A 26,830-nucleotide genomic window follows, 5' to 3' on the forward strand; every position below is an offset into this window, starting at 1 on the left:
CACTCCGCGGTCTCTTCCGGATCACGATCAGGCAGCTGGGCAGTCAACCCGCTGAGGATGTGTGAGGTCTCTTCTCCTGCAGCCACGTCCAACCTCTCTTCATTGAATGTCTGGGCGCTTGCTCTGTGGGGGCGCTCAAGGAATTTCGTATTGTGAGAATAAAATTCTGCAATTCGAGATTACGTCTGCTGATGGGCAGCGTCAACACGGATTGCGTAACCAAAACAGTCAACTGGGAAAGCAGTGCTCAAGCAACCGAATGTGACCCTGCCTACATTCGCGACACCTTGACGGCGAGTGACCTGCGTCATAAAGTGTTTTCACTATTCAATAACTTGATTCCGCTATGTGGAATCAGTACGAAGTGGAGATCCACGATGCAGACGACTTCATCAGTCGGCGTCACTGGTACTCCGGGAGACGCACCTGAAGGTGGCCCCAACCACCCGTCCGTGGGCAACACGGATCTTTGCGCTATTGCTTCCGAAGCATCAGGCCGTACCATCAGCCCCAGTCTTTACAACATCGACCTCGCTCCCACCAAGGCCAAAGGCCGCAAGTGGACCAGCTACAGCATCTTTACCCTCTGGGCCAATGACGTCCACAGCCTGGGTAATTATGCGTTTGCCATTGGCCTGTTCTCGCTCGGCTTGGGCGGCTGGCAGATTCTGGTGGCACTTGGAATTGGCGCAGTCCTTCTCTTTGCCCTTCTGAACTTTTCCGGTTTCATGGGCCAGAAGACCGGCGTCCCGTTCCCGGTCATGAGCCGCATCAGCTTTGGTATCAGGGGTGCGCAGATCGCCAGCCTGGTGCGCGGCGCCGTTGCCGTGGCATGGTTCGGCATCCAGACGTACCTGGCCTCGGTGGTCCTCCGGGTGATGCTGGTTGCCATGGCGCCCGGCCTGAAGGATCTGGACAGCAACTCCATTCTTGGCCTGTCCACCCTGGGCTGGTTCTCCTTCGTGGCCCTCTGGATCGTGCAGTTGGTCATTGTCAGCTTCGGCATGGAAATGATCCGTAAATACGAGGCCTTCGCCGGTCCGGTGATCCTGGTGACCATGGCAGCGATTGCTGTGTGGGTCTTCATCGAAGCCGGCGGCGCCATTCAGTGGTCCGGCATCAAGGGCCTTGAGGGCGGGGAAATGTGGCTCACGATCTTCGCCGGTGGTGCGTTGTGGGTCTCCATCTACGGAACGTTCGTGCTGAACTTCTGTGACTTCACGCGGTCTTCGACGTCCAAGAAGTCGATCGTCAAGGGCAACTTCTGGGGCATCCCCATCAACATGCTGGTCTTTGGCGCGATCGTCGTCGTCATGGCCGGCGGACAGTACAAGATCAACGGCACAGTTATTGAGAGCCCCTCGGACATCGTGCAAAGCATCCCGAACACCCTGCTGTTGGTGCTGGCATGCCTCGCCCTGCTGATTCTCACAGTGGCCGTGAACCTGATGGCCAACTTCGTCGCTCCGGTTTATGCGCTGACCAACCTCTTCCCGCGGCACCTGAACTTCCGCAAGGCAGCCTGGGTCAGCGGCACCATTGGCCTGGTGATCCTGCCGTGGAACCTCTACAACAACCCGATCGTCATTGTGTACTTCCTGGGCGGCCTCGGTGCCTTGCTCGGCCCGCTGTTCGGCGTCATCATGGCTGATTACTGGTTGGTCCGCCGCGGCAAGGTCAACGTCCCCGAGCTTTACACCGAGGATCCCCAGGGCGCCTACTTCTACAAGCGGGGCGTCAACCCAAGGGCCATCATCGCCATGATTCCGGCAGCAGCGATCGCCATCGCCATCGCGTTCATTCCGGCACTGGCGCCCGCAGCACCCTTCGCCTGGTTTATTGGAGCAGGCGTAGCTGCGCTCACGTTCTTCGCGGTGGCTGACAAGAAGCAGCTCCATGAGGACGTCTCCGGCGAGCCGATCGCCGTCGCCAGCACCCACTGACTCACCGAAGATTGAGGCCTCGCCCGTCCTCCCGGTCACTGACTTATCGAGTCCCAGCAAGCGGACCAAGGTCACCCGGCAGGGGACGGGCGCTGCCGTTGAGAGGAAACCCATGCGCATCCTTGTCGCAAACGTCAACACCACCCAGTCCATGACGGACTCCATCGCGGCCCAGGCCCGTGCGGCCGCTGCCCCGGGCACCGAGATCGTCGGCATCACTCCACGGTTCGGCGCCGACTCCTGCGAGGGGAACTTTGAAAGTTACCTGGCTGCGATCGCCGTGATGGATGCCGTGGTGAACTATCCCGAACCGTTCGACGCCGTCATCCAGGCCGGCTATGGCGAACACGGCCGCGAAGGCCTTCAGGAACTCCTGGACGTCCCGGTGGTGGACATCACCGAGGCAGCAGCCAGTACCGCAATGTTCCTGGGCCACAAGTATTCAGTGGTCACAACGCTGGATCGCGCCGTTCCGCTCATCGAGGACCGCCTCAAGCTTGCCGGTCTGGAAGCACGCTGCGCTTCTGTGAGGGCAAGCGGCATGGCCGTGCTGGAGCTCGAGGAGTACCCGGAGCGAGCTGTTGAAGCAATCGTGAGCCAGGCTGAGCAAGCTGTTCAGAACGACAAAGCCGAGGTCATCGTCCTCGGTTGCGGCGGCATGGCCGGGTTGGACGAGCAGATCCGCCAGCGCACGGGCGTCCCCGTGGTGGACGGAGTGGCATCGGCGGTCACCATCGCTGAATCCCTGGTGCGCCTAGGCTTGTCCACGTCCAAAGTGAGGACCTACGCCACGCCGCGTCCAAAGACTGTCATAGGCTGGCCGATAACTGCATCCCAGCCGGCCGCAAACCAGAGTGCCGAAGCCGCACGCTGACGGCTTGACGCTGCCACAAGCACTTCCCCGAAAGGCAACCACATGACTGACTCCAGCCCGCCCACAAACCCGAGGGTCGCCGTCGTGACCGGGGCCGGTTCGGGTATTGGGCGAGCCGTCGCCAAGCTGATGCTCGCCGAAGGTTACCGCGTTGCCCTGGCCGGCCGCCGTGAGGCGCAACTGCTGGAGACTGCGGGCGATCATCCGGACGCGCTTGCGGTCCCCTGCGACGTCACAGCGCCCGACGACGTCGCCCGTCTTTTCGCGGAGGTCCGCCAACGCTGGGGCCGGGTTGATGTGTTGTTCAACAACGCGGGCATTTTCGGCCCGGCCGGGGATGTTGGCGAGATCAGCGTGGACGAATGGGAGGCCACCCTGCGGGTGAACGTCACCGGTTCCATGCTGTGCGCGGCCGAGGCGGTGCGGGCCATGAAAGCCCAAGTCCCGCAGGGCGGCCGCATCATCAACAACGGTTCCATTTCGGCGCATTCACCCAGACCCAGGTCGGTGGCGTATACGGTCACCAAGCACGCGATGACCGGCCTGACCAAGAGCATCGAGCTGGATGGCCGGGAATTCGGGATTACGTGCGGGCAGATCGACATCGGCAATACCCGCACGGAGATCATGGACACCATTGGCGTGGGCTCAGGCGCACTGCAGGCTGACGGCAGCCGGAAGGTGGAGCCGATGTTCCCTGTGGAGGACGCCGCCCGTGCCGTGCTGATGATGGCCAATATGCCGGCGTCGGCCAGTGTGGGGTCCCTGGTGGTGACGGCTGCCGGCATGCCCTTCGTGGGCCGCGGCTAGCGAGTCCGCACACCCTCAAGGAGAGCCCCGTACAGCCACCACCCACTTTGCTATTCGAATGCCCGTGACACGCCCTTGGAGGGGTGTGTCACGGGCATTTCTGCGTCAAAAGAGGTGGTGGAGGCCCGGGGCCTGCAGGCTTCCAACCGAATGTGACTTCCACAATATGGAAACTGAATTTCCCCTTGCGGAATGGTGTGACCAGGCTTACATTTGAAAAACCCCCTCAAAATGTGGGGGTGTTCCCAACTGATTGGTTCAGATCAATGAAGATCCCAGACCCCGCGGCGCTGAAGGCGAGTTCGGCCCCGCAGAAGAAAAAGCGGCTGTACCAGTCGCTCTTTTTTCAAATCCTGATCGCCGTCGTCGCAGGTGTGCTCATCGGTCATTTTTGGCCGACCATTGGGTCCGCACTCCGGCCACTGGGTGATGGATTCATTCAACTCATCAAAATGATCATCGCCCCGCTGATTTTCCTCGTGATTGTCACAGGCATCTCGGCAGTGGGCGACGTCAAGGCGGTCGGAAGGGTCGGGGTCAAAGCACTCCTGTACTTCACCGGCGCCACCCTCTTTGCCCTTGTCTTCGGGCTCATCGTGGGCAACATTGTTCAGCCGGGTGCCGGCCTGAACATCGATCCCTCCACGCTGTCCCAGGATGCCCTCAACGCCAAGACCGGAAATGCTCCGCCCAAGGACGCTGCAGCGTTCATCCTGGACGTCATTCCCGTCAGCGTGATCGGTGCTTTTGCCAACAACAGCCTGCTTCAGGTCCTGTTCTTTTCGGTGTTCTTCGGTGCAGCCATCGTGGTCATCGGCCGCGAGCGGTGCCTGCCGGTGATCAGCCTCATGGAAACCGTCCTGGAGCTGATCTTCAAGATCATGTCCTGGATCATGAAGGTGGCCCCCATTGGTGCCTTCGGTGCCATGGCGTTCATCATCGGCCAGTACGGGCTGGGGACACTCAGTACCTATGCCCTCCTGATAGCCGCATGCTACGGCGCGGCCATCATCTTCATCGGCCTGCTGTTCCTGGTGGCCTGGAGCTTCGCCCGGGTTCCGCTGTGGCAGTTCCTCAAGTACACCCGGGAAGAGTTCCTGCTGGCACTCGGCACGGCTTCCACCGAGGCTGTCATGCCGCGCATCATGACCAAGCTGACCAATGCCGGTTGTTCCCGTGCCACCACCGGTCTGGTGGTTCCCACCGGCTACTCCTTCAACCTGGACGGCGCCGCGATCTACCTGTCGATTTCGCTGCTGTTCCTGGCCCAGGCCTTCGGTCATAACCTGGATCTCGGCCAGCAGCTGGCAGCCCTCGGCGTACTGCTCCTGACTTCCAAGGGCATGGCAGGCGTCCCCGGTTCGTCCTTCCTGGCACTCTCCGCCACGGCAGCGGCCCTCGGTATCTTCCCGGTTGCCGGCGTCGCGCTCCTCCTCGGAGCCGACCGCCTGATGGACTCCATGCGCGTCGTGGTGAACCTGCTGGGCAACTGCGTGGCGACGTTCGTCGTCGCCAAGTGGGAAGGCCAGTTCGACCGCAGCGTCATGGTCCGCGCATTCAACGGCGAAATCACCAACCACGACTCCGCCGTCATGCTCGGCAAGGAAGATGTGTTTGAGGAGCAGGAACTTCAGCGCATCAGCGAAGGCCAGGATCCATCACCGAAGTTCCGGGGCGGTCCCGCAGCTGACGACATCCCGCAGTTCGAGATGAGCAAGAAGGGGCAACCTTCAGCCCCGGTGTGCCCGGACTAACCGGTAGTTTTGTACAGCTGATGCCCCTAAGACCTGGTCTTAGGGGCACAGCTGTTAAAAAACTCGATTAGAGCGGCAGTAGTTCGGAGAGGTCAGCACGCAGACCGGACGCTGCCAGCTGGTGGTTCGAAACAGCGTCCGCCCACGACATCCTGCCCGTCACCAACGAAAGCCACGTGGCGGCGTCGCACTCGATCACGTTCGGGGGAGTGCCGCGCGTGTGGCGGGGGCCTTCGACGCATTGCGTGACGCCGAACGGGGGCACCCGGACCTCTACCGAATTGCCGGGTGCGCGTGCGGTGACTTCCTCCAGGGAGTAACGCACCGCCGTCGCAATCAACGAACGCGACGGCGGTGTCCCGGCGCCGCTGCCCGGCTCACCGGCACTGCCGGAAGGCTCGACGGCGGCCTGCCACGCTGCCAGCGCGGCGCGGCCTTCCTCAATGTTGACGCGGCGACGTGCGACGGCCATGGGTGTTCTCCTCAGAAGTACTAGTCCAGCAGGGCGGAAACGGCGTGACCCAGCCGGATCTTTCCCACCGGTCGTCCGCCGCCGAGTACGGGCTCAACCACACGTTCCAGGACGCTGGAAACAGCCGGGATGTCCACGGCTCCGCTCACGGCAAGGAGGGTCAGCCCCACCAAGGAAGTGGCGCGGAGGTTCCCGTCCAGCATCTTCACCGCCACGGTAGCGCCGGTGGGCGTTGCCAGAACCAGGACGCCTTCCGCGCCGATCTTGGCAATGACATCCAGTTCTTCCATGACGATGGTGTTGGATTCGCCCTTGCCCTGGACCGCCCAAGGGTAGTCCAGCATGGACGTGGCGATGGTGGCGGCGCGTGCGTTGGAGGAGGAGTCTCCCGGGGACTTGGCCAGGCGTGAGTATGCCCGGGCCAAACCGGTCAGGGAGATGGCTGCCACAGGGGCTCCGCAGCCATCGATGCCAAGGTGTGAAATGGCTTCGCCGCTGTACTCCTCGATGACGGAGCGCACTCTCTGCTGGAGCGGGTGGTTCGGTTCGAGGTAGCTGCGCAGGTCCCAGCCATTTTCCGTGCAGGCCCACAGGAACGCGGCGTGCTTACCGGAGCAGTTGAAGGCCAGCTTGGATTGTCCACGCTCTGAACGGACCAGCCAGTTGCGGGCTGTTTCGTCCTGTGGCCACGCTGTGGGGCACTGTAGGTTCTCTTCCCGGACGCCGGCAGCCTTGAGCATCCCCTCCACCACATCCATATGGTCCAGGGAGCCGGTGTGGCTTCCGCAGGCGACAGCAACCTGGGCGCCCCGAAGCGGCACGCCGGACTGCATGGACGCCAGTGCCTGGAAAGGCTTGAGGGTGGAGCGGGCCAGGATGGGGGCGTCAATGTCACCAAGACGGGTGACCACCGAGCCGTCACCGGCAAGAACCACGGCCGCGCCGATGTGCCGGGACTCAATAAAGCCACTTCGTTCGATCACTGCCAGTTCCACCGCGGACTCAACGTTGAACGTTTCATGCGAACTCATGGGCATACAGCCAAGTCTAGGGCGCGGAGGGGATATTCCCCGGTCATCCTGCGCGCGAGCAGGTCCGGGAAGTGACACAGCTTAGGCCGAGCGCGCTGCACAAAGTACCCTTGAAGACTGTGAAGGTACTCGTCATTGGCCCAGGCGGCCGCGAACACGCCATTGTCCGCTCTCTGCTTGAAGACCCCAACGTCTCCGAGGTCCACGCGGCCCCGGGCAACGCGGGCATCAGCAAACTCGTTCCCACCCACGCGATCGACGGGAACAACCCGGAAGCCGTGTCCGCCCTCGCCACCAAGCTGGGCGTGGACCTGGTGGTGGTTGGACCCGAGGCGCCGCTGGCTGCCGGTGTGTCCGATGCCGTCCGTGCAGCCGGTATTCCTGTGTTCGGTCCCAGCAAGGAAGCTGCCCAGCTGGAAGCTTCCAAGGCTTTTGCGAAGCAGATCATGGCCGAGGCAAACGTCCCCACGGCCATGGCCCGCGTGGCCACCAACGCCGAGGAAGCTGCCGATGCGCTGGACACCTTCGGTGCCCCTCACGTCGTCAAGGACGACGGCCTGGCCGCCGGCAAGGGCGTCGTGGTCACCAAGGACCGCGACGAAGCACTGGCACACGCCCAAGCATGCTTCGACGCCGGTGGATCCGTGGTCATTGAGGAATTCCTTGACGGCCCCGAGGTCTCCCTGTTCGTTCTCTGTGACGGCCGTACCACTGTTCCGCTGTCCCCGGCGCAGGACTTCAAGCGCATCTTCGACAACGACGAAGGCCCCAACACCGGCGGCATGGGCGCATACACCCCGCTCGAGTGGGCTCCCGAAGGCCTGGTCCAGGAAGTCATTGACCGCGTGGCCCAGCCCACCGTGGACGAGATGGCCCGCCGCGGCACGCCGTTCGTCGGTGTCCTCTACTGCGGCCTCGCGCTGACGTCCCGCGGCACGCGCGTCATCGAGTTCAACGTCCGCTTCGGAGACCCCGAGACGCAGGCTGTCCTCGCCCGCCTCAAGACGCCGTTGGGTGCGCTGCTGCTGGCAGCTGCCAAGGGGGAACTGGACACCGCAGAAGAGCTGCGCTGGTCCAAGGACACGGCAGTCGCCGTCGTCGTTGCTGCTGAAAACTACCCGGACGCGCCCCGCACGGGCGATCGCATCCGTGGCTTGAAGAAGGTTGACGAGCTGGACGGCGTGCACGTAGTCCACGCCGGCACCAAGCTGGACGACGAAGGCAAGGTTGTCTCGGCCGGTGGCCGCGTCCTGGCCGTGGTTGCGCTCGGTTCCGATCTGGTGGAGGCCCGCGAAAAAGCGTACGACGGCGTGGAACTGGTTCAGCTTGAAGGCTCACAGTTCCGCACGGACATCGGGGGCAAGGCCGCGCGCGGCGAAATCCGCGTGCCGTACACGGCAACCGGCACCATCCCGAAAGTGCAGGCCTAAGCATGACTGAAGGCATCCCCAACGGCGGCTTTCAAACGGAAACGTTGGACCTGCCCGGCTGGACCCACGTCTACTCCGGCAAGGTCCGCGACCTCTATGTGCCGGCCGACGAAGCCATCACGGAAAAGATCGGCCAGGAATGCGTCCTGGTTGTGGCCAGCGACCGCATCAGCGCCTACGATCACGTCCTGAGCAGCGAGATTCCGGACAAGGGCCGTGTGCTGACGCAGCTGAGCCTGTGGTGGTTTGACCAGTTGGATGTTGAGCACCACGTGCTGGCGTCCACGGTGGAAGGTGGCGTTCCTGCCGCCGTCCAGGGCCGTGCCATGATCTGCAAGAAGCTGGATATGTTCCCGGTGGAGTGCATCGCGCGCGGTTACCTCACTGGTTCAGGCCTGGCCGAGTACAAGGAATCCCGTACGGTCTGCGAGATCCCGCTTCCCGAGGGCCTGGTTGACGGTTCGCGCCTGGAAAAGGCTCTCTTCACGCCTTCTGCCAAAGCCGAAGTGGGCGAGCACGACGTCAACATCACCTATGACGACGTTGTGGCGATGGTGGGCGATGACATCGCAGCCCGCCTCAGCGAGCTCACGCTGAAGATCTACACCCGCGCCGAGGAAATTGCCCGTGAACGCGGCATCATCCTGGCAGACACCAAGGTGGAGTTCGGCATCGACGCTGGCACGGGCATCATCACCCTGGGCGACGAAGTGCTGACACCGGACTCTTCGCGGTTCTGGGATGCTTCCACGTACGCGCCGGGCAAGTCCCAGCCGTCGTATGACAAGCAATATGTCCGCGATTGGCTGACTTCCGCCGAGTCAGGCTGGGACAAGTCCTCGGATACTCCGCCGCCGGCTCTTCCCGCCGAGGTGGTAGAGCGCACCCGTGCGCGCTACATCGAAGCGTACGAGAAACTCACTGGGCGCACTTTCGCCTGACCCGTAACGCAAACTGCCCCGGACCGCACTGGTCCGGGGCAGTTTCGTGTCTGGGGCTTACGCCTCCGAGTGTTCCTTCGCGGCCCGGCGCTCGGCCAAGCGGATCTCCAGCACTGCGTCCATGGCCTGCTGCACGCGGTCTGACGCTCCAGCCGCACTGAAGTCGTGCTGTGCCTCCTCCAGGTAATGCAGTGCCTCGGATGCCTCACCGGCCGCTTTGAGGGACTTGCCCAGAAGGAGGGAAACCTCGCCTGCGGTGTGCCGGGCCAGGACCTTGCGGTCCTCGTAGATTTCGCGGAGCTTCTCCACCGCTGCGGGAATGTCACCGGTCAGGTACAGCCAGCGGGCGCGGATAAAGGCGACTTCCAGCTGGTCTGTCTTGTTTCCGCCCACAATCGACAAGGCAAGTTCTGCGCGCTCTATGGCGGAGAGGGTTTCCGGTTCCACAATGCCCGAGGACAGGCGGACCGCAGCTGACGCCTTGTTGAAGCGGGCCCACAGTTCGATGTCGTTGGCGGGGGAGAGGAGCTTGGCGGCGCGCTCGTGGTGCTTGATGCCCTCCACATAGTCGTGGCGCATGAAGGCAACATTGCCCACCACCCACGCAACCTCGCCGGCCAGTTGCGACATGGAATGCTCGTCCATGTGCTCAATCATGGCCAGGCAGTACGTCCAGGCCTCGTCCAGTTTGCCGCTCTCCGCAAGCGCACCGATCAACGCGCGGTGCGCGCCGATGATCAGGGTGGATCCCTTGGGTAGCTGCTCGCACAGCTTCACTGCCTGCTTGGCATGCTCGACGGCGGTGGCCAGCTGACCTTGTCCGTGACACACGGCGGCAAGCATCTGCCATGCGCGCACCCCGAGCCCTGCGGATTCGGTGGCCATGGGGTGTTCCAGCAGGTGCTCAACGATCTGTTGGCATTCCTTGAGGTGGCCTTGCTTCATCACGCACTCGGCCTGCATGTACGTCATGTTCCACCAGGCGCTGTTGTTCTTGGCTTCCAGGGCGATCTGCGCGGCGGTAGCAGCATGGCTGGCTGCGAGTTGGTAGTCGCGCAGGTCCCAGGCTTGCCGGGCATACAGTCCCGCAAGGACGTATTCGGCGTCGCTCACGGAAACGGGCTGGCTCCACGCTTCCAAGGCCTTGGGCGCCAGTTCCAACCGGCGGGCCAGCTCTTCGATGACCTCCGCCGTGGGCTCACGCCGGCCGGTCTCAAGCAGCGAGATATAGCTGGGAGAGTAGAGGTTCTTGCCCAGCTCTGCCTGCGTTAACCCACGTTCGAGCCGTTCGGCACGTAGCTTCTCGCCGAATCCGTTTCCCACGGGTCCCCTCCTACAGGTGTCTTTTGACCAAAACCTTGACAGTCTCTGTGGAAAACATTTTACAATGTATGTCAACAGGGACCACGCAATTTCCATAACGAATCCGACTCGCATTGGGGAAATACCATGTTCAAAAAAATCATCGCTTCAGTGGCCGTGGCGGGCGCACTGACTCTGGCGGTTGCGGCTCCCGCAGTCGTTTCTGCTGCTCCGGCAGTGGACTCCAGCAGCACCATCAGTGCCATTGGCAACTGGCCTGATCCTATGCGCATCGCTGCACCAACCAAGGGAACCACCACCACGACGCCGACGTACACAACGTCGTCCATTGGCAACTGGCCTGATCCCATGTAAGCAGTAGTTTTGCAGAGAACCCCGGGGCGTGACGAGCGATGCCCCGGGGTTTTCTTTTGCCCTGGGGGATGCGTGGCCTGGACCAATCCCGGCCCTGGCGAATAACTACGGACAGTTCCCGGATACAGAAAATGGCGCCGATTTCTCGACGCCATTTCCGTTATTGGTCGGGATGACAGGATTTGAACCTGCGACCTCTTCGTCCCGAACGAAGCGCGCTACCAAGCTGCGCTACATCCCGATCCGCTGCGAAAGCAACTGTTCAAGGATAGCTGAATCGCAGCGTGATGCGAAATCGAGGAGAGGGTGTCCCTTGTCACAGCCACGCTGTACAGAAGAGCTACACCAGCGAGTCCCGCCACGCGCCGTGCAGCTGCGCAAAACGGCCGCCTCCACTGATCAGTTCGGCCGGCGTCCCGTCTTCCACGATGCGTCCGTCGTGGACCACCAAAACCCTGTCCGCTGTCTCCACGGTGGACAGGCGGTGGGCAATGATGATCGCCGTGCGTGCAGAGTTCGCGCCCGCCACACCTTCCAGAAGGTGCGCCAATCCCTGTTGGACCATGCGCTCGGACGGGATGTCCAGGGAGGATGTAGCTTCGTCCAGGATCAGTACAGCCGGCGCGGCCAGGAAGGCGCGGGCAAAGCCAATGAGCTGGCGTTGACCCGAGGACACGCGTCCGCCGCGCTTGTTGACGTCGGTGTCGTAGCCTTCGGGCAGGCTGGTGATGAATTCGTGGGCCCCCACGGCGACTGCAGCGGCTTCGATCTCTTGGCGGGATGCTTCAGGGCGGCCCAGCGCGATGTTGTCCGCTACTGATCCGCTGAACAGGAATGCTTCCTGGGTCACCATCACCACCGCTCGGCGCAGGTCTGCGGTGGACAAGTCCCTGAGATCGATGCCGTCCAGGGTGATGGCCCCGGACGTGACGTCGTAGAAGCGTGCCACGAGCTTGGCCAAGGTGGATTTGCCGGCGCCCGTTTGGCCCACCAAGGCAACGGTCTGCCCGGCTGGGATGTGCAGGTCCATCGTGGGAACCACTACCTGGCCGTCGCCGTACCCGAACTCCACGGACTTGAAATCGATCTCACCGCGCGAGCTTTTCAAGGGCACCGGGGTCTTGGGCGGACGGACCGTGGGAACTTCCTCAAGGAGGCCGGACACCTTTTCCAATGCAGCCTGCGCGCTCTGGAACGAGTTGTAGAACATGGCCATCTGGTCCACCGGCTGGAAGAAGCGCTTGGTGGACAGGATCAGGGCCAGCAGGACACCGACGGCGAGGTCACCGCTGAGCACACGGAAGCCTCCGAAGAGCAGGACCACAGCAACGCACACGTTCCCGATCAGCACCAGGCCGGGCTGGAAAATTCCGTTCAGGTTGATGGAGCGGACGGTGTTCTTGCGGTAGTCCTCGGCCAACTCCCCGTAGCGGCCGGCATTCTCGCGCTCCTTGCGGAATGCCTTCACGGCGCGGATTCCGGTCATGGTCTCCACGAAGTGCACGATCAGGCGCGCGGACACCACCCGGGATTCGCGGAAGGCGATCTGCGAGTGCTTTTGGTACCAGCGAGCCAGGAAGAACATAGGGACGCCTGCCGCCAGCATGATCAGGCCGCTCCGCCAATCCAAGGCAAACACCGTGATGGCGGTGAACAGCATGAAGAGCATGCCGGAGGCCAGGGAGCTCACGCCCGAGTCCAGGAGTTCACGCAGGGCCTCAAGGTCTGAGGTCTGGCGGGCGATGATCCGACCCGACGTGTATTTCTCGTGGAACTCCAGGCTCAACCGCTGCGTGTGCCGGAAGACGCGGAGCCTCAGGTCCAGGAGCATGGCCTGGCTCAGCCGTGCCGTGGACGTCACGTACAGCGCGGTCATTCCTGCTGTAGCGATAGCAGCCGCCAGATACAGGGCGCCCGACAGGACCAGGGGGCCGTTGTTACCCGCCTGCAGCGCTGGCAGGGCGTTGTCGATCCCAAAGGCGATCAGGGCAGGTCCGGCAACCCTGGTGAGCTGCGAGACCACCACCATCACGATGGTCAACCAGAAACGCAACCGCACCGGGCGAATGAGCGAGGCAAGCAAGGTGAGTGACCGGCGTCGTACGGCTTTGCTGTCTGCTTTGGTGAGGAGCGTGTTGTCCTCGTTGGCCGTTCCAAATGTTGTGGCACTCACCGGCGGGCCTCCTCGGCTTCTTCGAGCTCGTCCAATTCGGTATCCAGATCCTTTGGACCAGCGTCCAGGCTGGCGATGACGTACCGGTAGTGATCGTTTTCGGCCAACAGTTCCGTGTGGGTCCCGACGGCGGTGATGGTTCCGTTTTCAAGCAAAGCGACGCGATCCGCCAAAGCCACCGTGGACGGGCGGTGCGCGACGATCAGGGTGGTGGTTTCGCGGAGGACCTCGCGCAAGCGGGCCTCAACGCGTTCTTCCGTATTCACGTCCAAGGCAGAGAGGGGATCGTCAAGCACCAGGACTCCCGGCTTGGCCGCGATGGCACGGGCCAAAGCGATACGTTGCCGCTGGCCACCAGACAGGCTCAGCCCCTCCTCGCCGATGAGGGTGTCCACGCCATCCGGCAACGAGTAGGCGAAGTGTGCCTGCGCCACGTCCAATGCTTCGTCCAGGGCAGCGTCGCTGGGATCCGGAGCTCCCAGGAGGACGTTGTCCCGCACCGAGCTGGAGAACAACGTGGTGTCCTCGAACGCGACGGCCACGATCCTCCGGAGCTCTTCGATGTCGTAATCGCGCACGTCCACGCCGTCAATCGTCACGGCACCTTCTGTGACGTCGTACAGGCGGGGGACCAGCTGGAGCAGAGCACTCTTGCCGCTGCCGGTGATGCCCACCAGGGCCATGGTCTCGCCGGGACGGATATCAAGGGTGATGTCGTGCAGGAGGGTCCCGCCGTCGTCGAACCCGAAACCAGCGTGCTCAAAGCGCAAGGCGCCTTTGGCCGTTTCCGGCACCGTGGCGTGATCCGGCGACGTGATGGTGTTCTGGGTATCCATGACCTCAAAATGGCGGTCCAGCGCAGTTTTGGCCGTCAGGGCCATGGCCAGGAGCATGCCGGAGAATTCCACCGGCGTGGCCACTACCGCTGCGGTGGCGAAGAAAGCCACCAGCGAGCCGATGCTCAGCTGGCCGCTGGAGGCCAGCATGATGCCCACCACCAGGCCTACGCCCAGCGCCAATTCCGGCAGCAAAGTAACCACCAACGTGAAGCTGGCCTGCTGTTTGGCCTTCGCGATCTCGGTCTGACGGAGTTCCTCCGCCTGGCCGTTGAAGTTTTCCAGAGCCTCGCGGCTGCGGCCGAAAGCCTTCAGGACGCGGATGCCATGGACTGACTCTTCAACGGTGGTGGCGAGGTCACCAGCCTGGTCCTGGCTGAGGCGCGCCACCAGGCTGAAGCGGCGACGGAAACGGAAGGAACTGATCATGATCGGCACGGCCGCGCCCAGGAAAATGAGCGCCAATTGCCAGCTCATGGAGAACATCACCCCAACCCCGATGATGACTGTCAGGGTGGTGACCACCAGCATGATCGCGCCAAACGCCATCCAGCGGCGAAGGAAGCTCAGGTCCGTCATGGCCCGCGAGAGCAGTTGGCCCGAGCCCCAGCGGTCGTGGAACGCGACGGTGAGCTGTTGCAGGTGCCCATAAAGAGTGACGCGCATCCGGGTCTCAACCGTTGTGGCGGGGTTGATCACAAACTGGCGACGCAAGGCCACCAGCCCCGCCTCAGCGACGCCCAGGGCAAGAATCACGACGGCGGCAATCCAGACTGCTTCCGTGGAACCGCCCGGTTGCAGAGAGTTGTTAACCAGGACCCGCAATACCTGTGGGATGGTCAGCGCAACAATGCTGGCGAGCAGGGCACAGATCAGGCCCATGAACAGGCGGGGGAGGATGGGCCGCACGTGAGGGTACAGGCGGCCGACGGAGGTGAAAAATGACGTTTGCTTGGACATGCCCGCTTCTCAACAGCTGGATCTTCAGGTGGTGCGGAGGTAGTTTCCCGTAGCAACTACCCTATGCCATGGCGTGATTCGTTTCACAGGACTACGCAACGTAGGTGAAATGTTTGACCCAGTTATTGAGGATCGTAATGATTGCTCCGTGTTTAGCCGCGTGCCGTGAGCGTGAGCAGTACTGCTTCCGGGCGGCAAGCGATGCGGACCGGGGCGAAGCGCGAGGTGCCGATGCCGCCCGAGACGTTCACCGGCGTCGTAAAGCTGTCGCTTTCCCAGTCGTGGAGGCCCCTGGCGCGCCACGTGGGGAGGTCGCAGTTGGCGACCAGGGCTCCGTAACCGGGGATGCAGATTTGGCCACCGTGGGTGTGGCCGGCCAGGATCAGGTCTGCCCCAGCTTCGGTGAAGTGGTCCAGTACTCGCTGGTACGGAGCGTGGATCACAGCGACTTTGAGATGCGGCCGTGCGTCCTGATTCACGGTGCCGCGGGGCCAGCCCGCGTAGCGTTCCCGTTTGAGGTGGGGATCATCGATGCCGGAGAAATCGAAACGGAGCCCATTCAACACCACAGACTGGGCCCGGTTGGTGAGGTCAATCCAGCCGCCCATGCCGAACGCTGACCGGAGCTTGGGCCAGTCGAGCTTGATGGGTTCGGTCTTTAGCTGCGAAGGCCCCCGGAAATATCCGGCAGGGTTCTTGATCCGCGGCGCGTAGTAGTCGTTGGATCCCGGCACGAAGACGCCTGGGAACTCCATCAGGGGACGTAGCGCCTGAACTAATGGATCGATGGCCTTCGCGTGGCTGAGGTTGTCGCCTGTGTTGACCACAAGGTCAGGTTTCAGATCGGCAAGTGACTGGAGCCACTGGGCCTTCTTGTCCTGGCCCGGGACGAAGTGGATATCGCTCAGGTGCAGGACACGAAACGGATCAGAACCTTCGGGAAGGATGGGGAGCGTCTCGTGGCGGACCTCGAACTGGTCCTTCTCCCACCAGCCGTAGGCAGCTGCCGCAGCACCTGCCGTTGCGCCCACGGCTGTAGTGACGGCGAAACCGCGCCCGATGGTGCGGACGCGGTTTGCCAGTGAATCACGGAAGGACACGTTTAGTCCTTATCGTTGTTGCCGTTGCCGTTATTGCCATTGTTTCCATTGCCGCTGTTTTCGGTGGACGGCGCCGGGTTCTGCGTGGTGGGAGCCGGCGTGGTGTTCCGTTGCGGGGCTGCCGTACCCAGCAGGTTGGACGGCGGCTGCTGGAACGGGTTTGTCCCGTAGGCCGGCGCAACTGACAGCATGTAGTTGGTGAACTGCGGACCGGCAATCATGTAACCGTCAATGGACTGGTAGAACTTGCCGTTGACAGTCAGGTTGCGGCCGGGCCGGAGCTGATCACCGAGCGGGTCACCGAACCAGGACGCTGTCGCCAAACCCGTGGTGTAGCCAACAACCCACGTGGAACCGTTGGAGTCGTTGGTACCGGTCTTCGCGGCGACCGGGAAGTTATTCCGGGTGGACAGCGCCGGGCGGATCAATGAACCCGAGCCTGCGTTCAGTACTTCCTGCATGGCATACGCGACACCCCGGGCAACTTCGGGCTTTACCGCATCCTTGCAGTTGGAGGACTGGGCGGGCAGCTCAGCGCCCGACTGGTCCTTGACCGATGTGATGGCAATCGGCTCGCAGTACTTGCCGTCAGCGGCGAAGGTGGCGAAAGCAGCAGCCATGGTCAGCGGGGCAGTCTGGGTGGCGCCGATCAGGTTGGACAACGTGGTCATGGTGACCTTGGGGTTCGGATCAGTGACCTTGCCCGTTTCGTCGCGGACCGGGAGTCCGCCGTGGATACCGGTGGCATCAACGATCCCCTGGATGCCACAGAGGTCCACCTGGGATGCCGAAGCAAACGTCGCGGTGTTGATGGAGTTCATGAGGCCGTACAAGACGGTCATGTTTCGGTAGTAACCCTCATCAGAGTTCTGGAGGTCGAAACTTCCTGGCACGCTCTTGTCGTAGAAACCATTTACCGGGGTGGGGCAGGTATTGCGCCACGGGAAATTCTGTTGATACGTCCGCCGGGAAGCGTTGATGGTGGTGTTCATTGACTTGCCCTCGTTCAGCCACTGGGCGAACGTGAACGGTTTCATCGTTGAGCCCGGCTGGAAGCCACCAATGCCGTTGAGGTCATTGCCATTGGCGTCGAGCACATCGACATTGAAGTTCTGGGTCTGATCGAACTTGCCCTCTTGAGGGAGCCACACGGTGTTCTGGGCCATGCTGACGATCTGGCCTGTACCCGGCTGGACAGACGTGATGGACGCGCCCCACTTGTCCGGATTGGCACCCGCCGTGGCATCAACCTGCTGCTGGGCAACGGTCTGGGCGGTCGGATCGAGAGTGGTCTGGATGGTGAGGCCGCCACGCTGGACGCGCTTGATGCGCTCTTCCGTGGTGTCGCCATACGCCGGGTTGTTGAAGAGAAGGTGCAGGACGTAGTCGCAGAAGTACGGAGCCATGGTGGCGTAGGCACAACCCTGACGGGCCGGCGTGACCTTCGTGGTGACCGGGGTAGCTACGGCTTCGTCGTACTCAGCCTGGGTAATCTTGCCCTGGTTTACCATGGCTGCGAGGACAAGGTCGCGGCGCTTCTGCGCGTTGTCCGGGTTCGCAATGGGATCGAAAGCCGAAGGGCTGTTCACCAGCCCGGCCAGGAGGGCAGCCTGCGGAAGCGTCAGGTCCTTCGCCGTGGTGCTGAAGAAGAACTTGGATGCGGCTTCGATTCCGTAAGCGTCACGGTTGAAGAACACGATGTTGAGGTAGCCCTCAAGGATCTGCTCCTTGGAGAACTTCTTTTCCAAGGCGATGGCAAGCTTCATTTCGCGGAGCTTGTCGCCCACGCCCTTGCCGCCACCGTTGAGCTTGACATCTTCTTCCCTGTCAGCAGCCACCAGTGACTCGTTGATGACGTTGTTGACGTACTGCTGCGTAATGGTGGAAGCGCCCTGCTTGTTTCCGCGGGCGGTGCTCACGATGGCTCGCATGATGCCGGTGGTGTCAATGCCGCCGTGCTCGTAGAAACGGCTGTCTTCGATCGCGATGACAGCGTCCTTGATGAAGGGGCTCATCGAATCCAGCGGAACCTTGGTCCGGTTCTCCGCATAGATCGAGGCGATCGGCGAACCGTCCTTCGCCAGGATCGTTGTGTTCTGACTGGGCGGATCCACCTGGAGTTCCGCCGGCAGAGTGTCAAAGAACTGGATTGAACCACTGGCGGCACTGCCCGAAACGGCGGCCGCGGGGACCAAAAGGCCCGCCACGAGGACGCCACAAATCGCGCTCACACCAAGGAAGCCTAGAATCTTTCCGAGGGTGGTGGCAGTGTCGAATAGTGGGTTCTTGCGAGTCACCATGTTTTCCACTTTACCGGCAAGGGCTAGGCTTTCTGTCATGACCAAATGGGAGTACGCCACGATTCCGCTCATTATTCACGCCACGAAGCAGATCCTGGACCAGTGGGGCGAAGACGGCTGGGAGCTTGTCCAGGTCGTCGGTGGCCCCGATGGCAAAGGCCTTGTTGCATACCTGAAGAGGGAGAAGCAGTAACCATGACCACCCCCGCAGAAACCACGTCTCCCGCGGAATCCGGCGCCCCCACATCAGCTGTGGAGCAGCGCTTGGCTGAGCTCGGGCTGACCCTCCCTGAGGTCGCCGCGCCGGTGGCTGACTACGTGCCGGCCATCGTGTCCGGCAACTACGTTTACACGTCCGGACAGTTGCCTTTTATTAACGGCAAACTCGAAGCTACGGGCAAGGTCTCCCTCGGCGAATTGGGCACCTCCGACGAGCCCACCGTTGATCCCGAGGACGCCAAGCGCTACGCCGCGATCTGCGCCATCAACGCCCTCGCCGCAGTCAAGAGCGTCATTGGCGATCTGGACCGCGTCACCCGCATCGTGAAAGTTGTCGGTTTCGTCTCCTCTGAACCCACCTTCACCGGCCAGCCCGGCGTCATCAACGGTGCATCCGAACTCCTCGGCCAGGTCTTTGGCGACGCCGGCAAGCACGCACGCTCCGCCGTCGGCGTTTCTGTCCTGCCGCTCGACTCTCCTGTTGAAGTCGAGCTCATTGCTGAATTCAGCTAAGGAACCGGTTCACCCAATTGCCGCAGCTTGCCCGCCGCCTGTTTGTACTGCCCCCCGAACTCGAAGGGGCAGCACGGAACTGGCTTGAGCTCGGCGAGCGGACCCCCAGGGCCGCCCGCTATGCATCATCCGTAGTTCTTTTGCGCGACTCGCCCACCGGTTTGGAAACCTGGCTTGGCTACAGGCCAGGTTCCTCGCCGTTGGGCGTTGTCGCGTTCCCGGGCGGTTCCCTGGAAGCGTCCGACGACGACCCCGTAGGTTGGTTGGGCCCGTCGCCCCAGCAGTGGGCCGAGCACATGGGAACAGACGACGTCGGACTTGCCCGCCGCCACGTGGTGGGTGCCATCCGCGAACTCTTCGAAGAAACCGGAGTCCTGCTCGCCGGCCCCGATGCGACATCCACTGTTGAGTCGAACTCCACGGTGGATTGGATGCGCGCCCGTGAAGCCGTGGCCGCACAGGAGAAGTCCTTCACAGAGATGCTCTCCAAGCGTGGCCTCTCCCTCCGCACTGACCTTCTGAAGCCCCTGGTTAACTGGCTCAGCCCGGACTTTGCGCACACCCGTTTCAACACGCGATACTTCGCCGCGACAGTCCCGGTGAACCAGCAGCCCAGCATCCTCGGAAGCAAAGGCGTGTGGGGCCGCTGGGTGACCGCAGCGGAAGCCATCGCCCTCCGGGACACCCCGGCGCTCGGCGACGAGGTAGCCCAACAAAACACCGTCGGACTCACCCTGGGGCAACTCCTGGTTCCCGGCTCCGAAATCATGCTCGAAAAAATGGCTGCTTCCAACGGTTGCATCGCCTACCTGAGCTACAAGCGGAAAGCGCACGTGTACCAGGCGAAACTCATTGACGAGGGCGGAATCCTCATGCTCGAGGTCGAAGCTGCCAGGACCGTAGCGGGCGAGCCGCAGCGGGAGCGCTGAGCGGGATCGCTCTCTCACCGATCGTCGGTTGTGGGGGATCGCTCTCTCACCGATGGTTGGTTGTGGGGATTCGCTCTCTCACCGATGGTTGGTTGTGGGGGATCGCTCTCTCACCGATGAAGGCATGGAACGCAAAAAAGCCGCCCCGGTTTGCCGGGGCGGCTTTTCTGTTGGCTGTTTAGCGCGAACGCTGGCGGAGGCGCTGCATGTCCAGGATGACCACGGCACGGGCTTCCAGGCGGAGCCATCCGCGCTGAACGAACTCGGCCAGTGCCTTGTTCACGGTTTCGCGGGAAGCGCCCACCAGCTGGGCCAGTTCTTCCTGTGTCAGTTCGTGGGCAACCAGGACGCCGTCGGTAGCCGGACGACCGAAACGGTCTGCCAGATCCAGAAGAGCCTTGGCAACACGGCCCGGAACGTCCGAGAAGACGAGGTCAGACAGTGAATCGTTGGTGCGGCGGAGGCGGCGGGCCAGGGCCTGCAGCAGCTGCGCCGAAACCTCGGGGCGCGTGCGGAGCAGCGCGTTGAGGCTTTCGTTCTTGAGGCCGGCCAGGCGGGTCTCCGAGACGGCGGTGGCCGTGGCGGTGCGCGGGCTGGGGTCGAACAGGGCCATCTCGCCGAAGAGCTCGCCCGGGCCGAGGATGGCCAGCAGGGACTCGCGGCCATCGGGGGAGGTGCGGCCGAGCTTCACCTTGCCGGAAACGATGAAGTAGAGCTGGTCACCCTGGTCGCCTTCGCGGAACACCGATGCCCCACGTGAGAGGTCCACCTCGGTGAGTTCGTCCGTCAGCAAGCGGAATGCGTCGTCGTCAAGGGTGGCGAAGAGGGGTGCGCGGCGCAATACCTCGATGTCCATGAAATCTCCTGAATATAAGTTTCGGTCGTGGCGCTCCAGCCATTGTTTCAGAATTTTTGGGCTTCTGTGACGTACTTGGCACGTGAAACGCTGAAACGACGCGGGTTTAAGGCGATCCAAGGCCTGTTGGCGGCCCTCAAACGGGTATTAAGCAGCTCCGGATCGTGACCGGACTAACGGTTTGCTGTCAGGGTCAACATCTAGAATTGGCGCTACCCGGCTATGAGGAGCATTGGTGTTTGGCTTGACGATATTGGATTTGGCATTGATCTTGATGCTGCTGTCCTACCTGATCTATGGCCTGCGCAACGGCTTTATGGTCACATTGGGTGGAATTGCCGGATTTGTGGTCGGAGCCATCGCGGCTTTCGTCGCCGTTCCCTTGGTCAGCGGTTGGGTGACCGACAGCGGCTGGAGGCTGACCGCCACGGTGGGCGCCGCCGTCGTGCTTATCGCCCTGGGCCATGGGCTGGGAACCATGATCGGACGCAAAATCCGCCACGCTGTGCGGATCAAGCCGCTGCACGCGGTGGACAGGCTGATCGGCGGCGTGGTGAGCGTGGTGGTGGCTGCGCTGGTGATGTCCATGCTGGCGTTCAGCATCAGTTCGCTGGGTGTGCCGTTTGTTTCGCAGCAATTGGCCGAGTCCCGTGTGATCCGCTATATCGACAACATCACGCCCACGCCCGTCAAGAGCACAATGGCGCAGCTGCGGTCCACTGTGATTGGTGGAGGAATTCCCCAGCTCATCGAGGGCATCGGACCCGTGACGCCTGTGCCCGTACCCAACGAGTCGACCGATACTCCGGCGTTGAACCAAGCTGCCGAATCGGTCCTCAAAATTGCCGGAACCGCATTCGAATGTGGCCAGAACCAGACGGGCTCCGGATTCGTGGTCTCACCCGGGCGCGTCGTCACCAATGCCCACGTCGTGGCGGGCGTGTCGCAGCCTGTTGTGGAAGTTCCCGACGGCGGTGCGTTGCCGGGTCGGGTTGTCTACTTCGACTCCCAGCGGGACATCGCAGTTTTGGCCGTGGATGGCCTGCAGTCCAGCCCGCTTCCCCTCAGCGCCGACCTCCCGGCCGGTAGCCCGGCCGCGTTCGCCGGGTACCCGCACGGCGGTCCGTTCCAGTCGAAACCGGCCAGCGTGCAGGGAATTTCAACCATCCTGGTTCCGGACATTTATGGCAATAACCCGTCGCCGGAATTGGTTTACAAGCTGGCTGGTGACGTCCAGCCGGGCAACTCCGGTGGCCCGCTGCTGACCATGCAGGGAGAAGTGGCCGGCTTGATCTTCGCGAAGACCACCACCGATGCCGCCCTTGGCTTTGCCCTGACCATGGCGGACCTGGAGCCCGTCGCCGCGCAGGCTCCCGGCCTCAGCAGTCCGGTCTCGGCCGGTCAGTGCACCCGCAAGTAACGGACCCTCTCTCACCTTTGGGGGTGTTTCGGGGGACCCTCTCTCACCTTTGGGGGTGTTTCGGGGGACCCTCTCTCACCTTTGGGGGTGTTTCGGGGGACCCTCTCTCACATAGTGAGTGTTTTGCGCCGATGCTCTCTCACCTTTTGGGCGTGATTCCCGGACGCCCGGCTGCAGCTATAGATTGGGAGCCATGACTGAAGCCACCCCCGCCACCGAAGCTGGTCGCGGCACCATTCTTGTGATCAACGGCCCCAACTTGAACCTGCTGGGTACACGTGAGCCCGAAAAGTACGGCACGTCCACATTGGCCGATGTTGAGCAACTGGCCATGACCGCGGCAGTTGCCCATGGATTTACTGTGGACTGCGTTCAGTCCAACCACGAAGGAGATCTCCTCGACGCCATCCATGCAGCCCGAGGTACCGCCGTCGGGATTGTGATCAACGCCGGAGCCTACACACATACGTCGGTGGCTCTTCGCGACGCCTTGGCCGCCGTGCAGCTGCCCGCCGTCGAGGTTCACATCACCAACGTTCACCAGCGTGAAGAGTTTCGCCATCACTCGTACCTGTCGGGCGTCTGCACGGCGATCATCGTTGGAGCGGGAGTGCTCGGCTACAAATTGGCCATCGACTACCTGGCTGACGCGCTTTAAAGTGGCAGAGCGTTCCAGGGAGACCCTCGGAAGGTGAGAGAGGGTCTCCCGAAACGCGCCGAAAGGTGAGAGAGGATCTCCCGAAACGCGCCGGAAGGTGAGAGAGGGTCTCCCGAAACACGCCGAAAGGTGAGAGAGGGTCTCCCGAAACGCGCCGGAAGGTGAGAGAGGGTCTCCCGAAACGCGCCGGAAGGTGAGAGAGGGTCTCCCGAAACGCGCCGGAAGGTGAGAGAGGGTCTCCCGAACGCGCCGGAAGGTGAGAGAGGGTCTCCCGAAACGCGCCGGAAGGTGAGAGAGCGTCAGAGGGCAGTGAACCGCAGCACGATGGCGTGTTCCGGATGCATGACAGGCATTGGGAGCCCCACTTCGCCCAGGAACCGACCCGTTGCTGTTGCGCCGTTACCCAACCACGGCGCGGGCTTGGCTTCGATGAACGTGTGCCCGTAGTCGGCGTCTCCCGGCGACGGGAAGATCGCCTCCACCCGATAGGAACGGGACGGATCCAGTCCGGGAATTGCCACCCGTCCTACGTGCTCGGCAAACCCTGTGCGCGTCTTGACCACAGCGAAAAGTGCAGCCGTGGCACCTGCGGGCGTGCCGCCGTCGTGAGTGTCCGCCACAACGCCGTGCACCATCAGTGACTCGTCCGCCACATCGGCGCGGACCATTCGTCCACTGTGGATCAGACCTCGGTGTTCCTTGTACAAGTCAATGAAGCGCTTGAGTTCCTCCCGCTGGGCCCCCTTCACGGAGCGGACGTCCCACTCCATGCCGAAATGACCGAATAAGGCCGTGATGGCCCGGAACGAAAGATCGTGCGTGCGGGCCGTTGTGTGTGACGTGGTGGGACCGATGTGCCCGCCCACCAGTTCCGGCGGAACAACCATGCCGGTCCAGCGCTGAATGGTCTGACGCTCCAGAGCATCATTGCAGTCCGATGCCCATACACGGTCGGTCCGCTCGAGGATGCCGAGGTCCACCCGTCCGCCCCCTGAGGAGCAGCTCTCGATCTCAACGCCCGGGTGTGCCGTGCGGAGCGCATCGAAGAGCCTGTAGGCGGCCAGGGTTTGCTCATGGACCGAAGCGCGACCGGCGTGACCGTGCTCCAGAAGGTCGCGGTTCTGGTCCCATTTGAGGTAGCTGATGTTGTTTTCACGCAGGAGGGCGTCGATGCGCCCGTAAACGTAGTTCCAGGCCTCCGGATTGACGAGGTCGATCACGTGCTGCTGCCGCCATTCCAGGGGCAGGCGGCCACCGTCCTTGTGCGAAACAGCAGAAGGTCCCACGATCCATTCGGGATGCGCCCGGGCAATGTCGGAGTCAAGGTTAATCATTTCCGGCTCCACCCACAGCCCGAACTCCATGCCGCGTGATGTCACGGCGTTGATGAGCGGTGTCAGGCCGGAGGGCCAGACGGTCTGGTCCACGTACCAGTCGCCCAACCCGGCGTGATCGTCACGGCGCCCGCGGAACCAGCCGTCGTCCAGCACGAAACGTTCAACGCCCAGGTCCGCGGCGGACTCGGCCAGCTCGGTCAGGGTTTCCAGATTGTGGTCAAAATAGACCGCTTCCCAGGTGTTGAGGACCACTGGGCGAGGCGTGCTGATGTGGTGCGGGCGCGCACGGAACCAGCTGTAAAACGCCTCGGTGATGCCATCCAGGCCGCGGTCGGAGTATGCCGCGAACAGCGCAGGAGTGGTGTAGCTGCCACCGGGTTGAAGCACCACCTCGGCGGGTCCCAGGAGTTCGGAGCCGCCGATCATGGTTCGCCCGTCCGCAACATTGTCCGCGAATTGCTCGTGGTTCCCGCTCCACGCCAGGTGGGTGGCCCAGACCTTGCCGTGACGGTTGCCAAAGCCTGCGGTGCCTGCGGCCAGCAGGAGAGAGGAGTCGTGTCCGGTGCGGCCATGGCGGCCGGTGCGGACCCAGGTTCCCTGCTGGATGGCGCGCCGTTGCGGGTGGCGTTCGCGGCACCAGCGGCCGGTGAGGTCCAAGAGTTCGACGGCGTCCGGCGCCACCGGGAGCATCGTTGCCAACTCGTCCAGTTGGAAAGGGGACGTACCGTCGTTGGTGGCCGTGTGCCGCAGTTCCAGGAGCCCGCCCGGGTGCAAGGTGAGGTTGCTGGTCACCGTGATGCCGGCGTCGGGATCCGACTGAAGCACGACGGCGGTGGTGCCGTCCGTCGTCGCACTCACCACGCGCAGGCGTACTGAGAAATCAAAGCCGGGTACGCCGTCGGTGAAGCGGTGGCCGCGAAGGCCGGAGCGGCCCTGCCATGACGACGATGCCTGCGGGAGAAGTCCGGCGGGGACGTTGGCGTCGATGGAAGACGGTCCGATGGGTTCGTTGAGGATGGCGAGGTCCGGGAGGGTGTCGCCCAGGTCGGCTCCCCAGTGGGATATCTCAGCCTCGCCGCGGTGTGTGCTGATCACCAGGCTGGTACCTGCGGAACGGAGATGGAGCGGGTGCATTGATGTGAGTCGCTTTCAGCTGGGTGGAGGTAGTTGTGGGGCCTGCTCTGCGTGCTTCGCGAAGGAAATGGCGCGCAGAGCAGGCCCCGCAACGGGAGGATCTACTTGAAGAGGTTGTTCACTTGGTCGTTGGCTTCGGTCAACGAGGAGGCAGGCTTCTTGCCGGAGATGACAGCATCCATGGCAGGCTTCATGATGCCGTCAACCTTGGCCGCCTTGTCAGCGATCGGGAAGAGGAACGTGGTTCCGTCCTTCACATGGGTGGTGAAGGCGGATACATCAGTGCCCTTGTCCGCAAAGGCCTTGGCAGCGATCTCGGAGGAGCTGGCGATGGCCGGGAATACTACAGCCTTGCTGGCAACCACGTCCTGGCATGCTGTGGAGCCCAGGTATTCAACCCACTTGACGCTGGCTCCGGGGTTCTTGGTGCCCGCCCAGATGGAATCGGCCAGGCCGTTGAACATGGAAGCGCGCTTGCCATCAGGGCCCTTGGGGGTGGGAGCGAAGGCCGTTTCGATCCCCTTGTAGGTCTGGTATTGCCCGATCAGCCAGTCCCCGTTGGTGTTGATGGCTGCCTTCCCGGCGCCGAAGCTGTCCGGCATGCTCGCACCCACCGTGGTTTCGAGCTTGGGCATGTAGCCCTTGTCCACCAGTCCGGCCCACCAGGCGATGGTCTCCTGGAAGCGGGGGTCGTCGTAGTTGAACTTACTGCCCCAGGGGTTCTTGTCAGTGGCGGTCCAGCCGGTGGTTGCCGTGAGGAAGCTCCACTCTGTCTGGCCTTGGCCCGAGCCGCTGCCCGTCAGACCCAGTCCGTAGGTGGCTACGTTGTTCTTGTCGAACCCGGCTTCGTCGCCCCGCTTGCCGTTCTTGTCCACGGTCAGGTGCGCGATGGTCTTCTCGTAGCTGCCGCCGTCTTTGGGATTCCAATCCAAGGTGGCCATCTGGTCCGCGGAGATCCCGGCGGCGTCCGTCATGGCCTTGTTGTAGAACAGTCCCACGGTGTCCCAGTCCTTCGGAAGCCCGTAGCGCTTGCCGTCCTGACCCACCCACAGCTCGGGGAGCCCCTTGGTGTACGCGTCCAGTTTGATGCCGTCCTTCTCCACGGCCTCGTCCAGGGACAGCAGCTGCTTCTTGGCGGCATACTCCGGGTACTTGGACAGATGGTTGGTGAACACGTCCGGGGCGGTGCCGGCCACGAAGCCATTGGTCAGGGTGGTCCAGTAGTCGTCCCAGCCGCGCTGGGTGATCTTGACCTTGATATCCGGGTTGGCCTTGGTGAAGTCGTTGGCGCATTGCTGGTAGGCGGGGAGCTGGTTGGCGTCCCACAGCCAGTAGTTGATTTCTCCCTTTGCTTCCGACGATGCGGGAGAGGAACCGCCACAGGCGGACAGGGTGAGGGCGATGGCGGCGGCAGCAGCGGCGACGCCGAGGGTTTTCTTCATAACGAACCTTTCACAGGGGGT

Annotated in this window: 22 protein-coding genes and 1 tRNA gene; 12 read left to right on the plus strand and 11 right to left on the minus strand. The window is 62.7% G+C overall.

Annotated elements, in window-relative coordinates; all coding sequences use genetic code 11:
• Positions 1-377: 377 nt before the first annotated feature.
• From BMY91_RS00005 to BMY91_RS00020, 4 genes are all read left to right on the plus strand, one after another.
• Positions 378-1,943: an NCS1 family nucleobase:cation symporter-1 gene (locus BMY91_RS00005; protein ID WP_090816587.1), complete on the plus strand. Its 1,566-nt coding sequence runs from the start codon at positions 378-380 to the stop codon at positions 1,941-1,943.
• Between the two features lie 112 nt (positions 1,944-2,055).
• On the plus strand, positions 2,056-2,817 hold the full coding sequence (locus tag BMY91_RS00010) for an aspartate/glutamate racemase family protein (protein ID WP_090816590.1): 762 nt from the start codon (positions 2,056-2,058) through the stop codon (positions 2,815-2,817).
• Between the two features lie 42 nt (positions 2,818-2,859).
• Positions 2,860-3,627, plus strand: coding sequence for an SDR family oxidoreductase (locus tag BMY91_RS00015; RefSeq protein WP_090816593.1), 768 nt, complete (start codon positions 2,860-2,862; stop codon positions 3,625-3,627).
• Between the two features lie 266 nt (positions 3,628-3,893).
• Positions 3,894-5,381, plus strand: a complete 1,488-nt coding sequence (locus BMY91_RS00020) for a cation:dicarboxylate symporter family transporter (protein WP_090816596.1) — start codon at positions 3,894-3,896, stop codon at positions 5,379-5,381.
• Positions 5,382-5,448: 67 nt separating this feature from the next.
• On the opposite strand, the gene BMY91_RS00025 is transcribed toward BMY91_RS00020, so the two are convergent.
• The gene (locus BMY91_RS00025) at positions 5,449-5,853 is read right to left on the minus strand and encodes a sterol carrier family protein (protein ID WP_090816599.1); all 405 of its coding nucleotides are present in this window, start codon (positions 5,851-5,853) and stop codon (positions 5,449-5,451) included.
• 20 nt (positions 5,854-5,873) lie between these two features.
• Positions 5,874-6,890: an asparaginase gene (locus tag BMY91_RS00030; protein WP_090816602.1), complete on the minus strand. Its 1,017-nt coding sequence runs from the start codon at positions 6,888-6,890 to the stop codon at positions 5,874-5,876.
• 113 nt (positions 6,891-7,003) lie between these two features.
• Between BMY91_RS00030 and purD the strand changes: the two genes are divergently transcribed.
• Positions 7,004-8,314, plus strand: a complete 1,311-nt coding sequence (gene purD / locus BMY91_RS00035) for a phosphoribosylamine--glycine ligase (RefSeq protein WP_090816604.1) — start codon at positions 7,004-7,006, stop codon at positions 8,312-8,314.
• A 2-nt stretch (positions 8,315-8,316) separates the two neighbouring features.
• Entirely contained in the window at positions 8,317-9,255 is a 939-nt protein-coding gene (locus tag BMY91_RS00040; RefSeq protein WP_090816609.1) for a phosphoribosylaminoimidazolesuccinocarboxamide synthase, read from the plus strand.
• 57 nt (positions 9,256-9,312) lie between these two features.
• Here the strand turns inward: BMY91_RS00040 and BMY91_RS00045 are convergent, their stop codons facing one another.
• Positions 9,313-10,578 carry a helix-turn-helix domain-containing protein gene (locus tag BMY91_RS00045; protein WP_090816612.1) on the minus strand — a complete coding sequence of 422 codons (1,266 nt, stop codon included), beginning with the start codon at positions 10,576-10,578 and terminating at the stop codon, positions 9,313-9,315.
• 126 nt (positions 10,579-10,704) lie between these two features.
• On the opposite strand from BMY91_RS00045, the gene BMY91_RS00050 reads away from it, so the two are divergent.
• Entirely contained in the window at positions 10,705-10,932 is a 228-nt protein-coding gene (locus BMY91_RS00050; RefSeq protein WP_090816616.1) for a hypothetical protein, read from the plus strand.
• Positions 10,933-11,096: 164 nt separating this feature from the next.
• Here the strand turns inward: BMY91_RS00050 and BMY91_RS00055 are convergent.
• The 5 genes from BMY91_RS00055 to BMY91_RS00075 form a co-directional block, all read right to left on the minus strand.
• Positions 11,097-11,173: transfer RNA gene (locus BMY91_RS00055), tRNA-Pro, on the minus strand.
• A 99-nt stretch (positions 11,174-11,272) separates the two neighbouring features.
• Entirely contained in the window at positions 11,273-13,105 is a 1,833-nt protein-coding gene (locus tag BMY91_RS00060; protein WP_090816619.1) for an ABC transporter ATP-binding protein, read from the minus strand.
• Positions 13,102-14,901 (minus strand): ABC transporter ATP-binding protein, encoded by a 1,800-nt coding sequence (locus tag BMY91_RS00065; protein ID WP_090816621.1) that lies wholly within the window; start codon positions 14,899-14,901, stop codon positions 13,102-13,104. The genes BMY91_RS00060 and BMY91_RS00065 overlap by 4 nt, the downstream gene beginning before the upstream one ends.
• A 152-nt stretch (positions 14,902-15,053) precedes the next feature.
• On the minus strand, positions 15,054-16,001 hold the full coding sequence (locus BMY91_RS00070) for a metallophosphoesterase (protein WP_090816623.1): 948 nt from the start codon (positions 15,999-16,001) through the stop codon (positions 15,054-15,056).
• A gap of 2 nt (positions 16,002-16,003) precedes the next feature.
• A complete protein-coding gene (locus BMY91_RS00075; protein ID WP_090816626.1) occupies positions 16,004-18,340 on the minus strand; it encodes a transglycosylase domain-containing protein in 2,337 nt (778 codons plus the stop codon).
• Between BMY91_RS00075 and BMY91_RS00080 the strand changes: the two genes are divergently transcribed.
• The 3 genes from BMY91_RS00080 to BMY91_RS00090 are packed head-to-tail and all read left to right on the plus strand — an operon-like array spanning position 18,339 to position 19,962.
• Positions 18,339-18,494: a Sp36 family protein gene (locus BMY91_RS00080; RefSeq protein WP_011775990.1), complete on the plus strand. Its 156-nt coding sequence runs from the start codon at positions 18,339-18,341 to the stop codon at positions 18,492-18,494. The two genes, BMY91_RS00075 and BMY91_RS00080, sit on opposite strands and share 2 nt — an antisense overlap.
• Before the next feature lie 2 nt (positions 18,495-18,496).
• Positions 18,497-19,033, plus strand: a complete 537-nt coding sequence (locus tag BMY91_RS00085; RefSeq protein ID WP_090816630.1) for a RidA family protein — start codon at positions 18,497-18,499, stop codon at positions 19,031-19,033.
• A gap of 17 nt (positions 19,034-19,050) precedes the next feature.
• Entirely contained in the window at positions 19,051-19,962 is a 912-nt protein-coding gene (locus BMY91_RS00090; protein WP_090816633.1) for an NUDIX hydrolase, read from the plus strand.
• Between the two features lie 178 nt (positions 19,963-20,140).
• On the opposite strand, the gene BMY91_RS00095 is transcribed toward BMY91_RS00090, so the two are convergent.
• Positions 20,141-20,818, minus strand: a complete 678-nt coding sequence (locus BMY91_RS00095) for a Crp/Fnr family transcriptional regulator (RefSeq protein ID WP_011775987.1) — start codon at positions 20,816-20,818, stop codon at positions 20,141-20,143.
• A gap of 235 nt (positions 20,819-21,053) precedes the next feature.
• Here BMY91_RS00095 and BMY91_RS00100 point away from each other — a divergent pair, with 235 nt between their 5' ends.
• Both BMY91_RS00100 and aroQ read left to right on the plus strand, forming a co-directional pair.
• Positions 21,054-22,238, plus strand: coding sequence for a MarP family serine protease (locus BMY91_RS00100; protein WP_090816636.1), 1,185 nt, complete (start codon positions 21,054-21,056; stop codon positions 22,236-22,238).
• Between the two features lie 193 nt (positions 22,239-22,431).
• Positions 22,432-22,896 (plus strand): type II 3-dehydroquinate dehydratase, encoded by a 465-nt coding sequence (gene aroQ / locus BMY91_RS00105; RefSeq protein WP_090816639.1) that lies wholly within the window; start codon positions 22,432-22,434, stop codon positions 22,894-22,896.
• 299 nt (positions 22,897-23,195) lie between these two features.
• On the opposite strand, the gene BMY91_RS00110 is transcribed toward aroQ, so the two are convergent.
• Together BMY91_RS00110 and BMY91_RS00115 are read right to left on the minus strand one after the other, a co-directional pair.
• The gene (locus tag BMY91_RS00110; protein ID WP_090816642.1) at positions 23,196-25,367 is read right to left on the minus strand and encodes an alpha-galactosidase; all 2,172 of its coding nucleotides are present in this window, start codon (positions 25,365-25,367) and stop codon (positions 23,196-23,198) included.
• A gap of 101 nt (positions 25,368-25,468) precedes the next feature.
• Entirely contained in the window at positions 25,469-26,809 is a 1,341-nt protein-coding gene (locus BMY91_RS00115) for an ABC transporter substrate-binding protein (protein ID WP_090816645.1), read from the minus strand.
• Between the last annotated feature and the right edge of the window lie 21 nt (positions 26,810-26,830).

It is taken from the genome of Arthrobacter sp. yr096 (assembly GCF_900108925.1).
GTDB lineage: Bacteria > Actinomycetota > Actinomycetes > Actinomycetales > Micrococcaceae > Arthrobacter.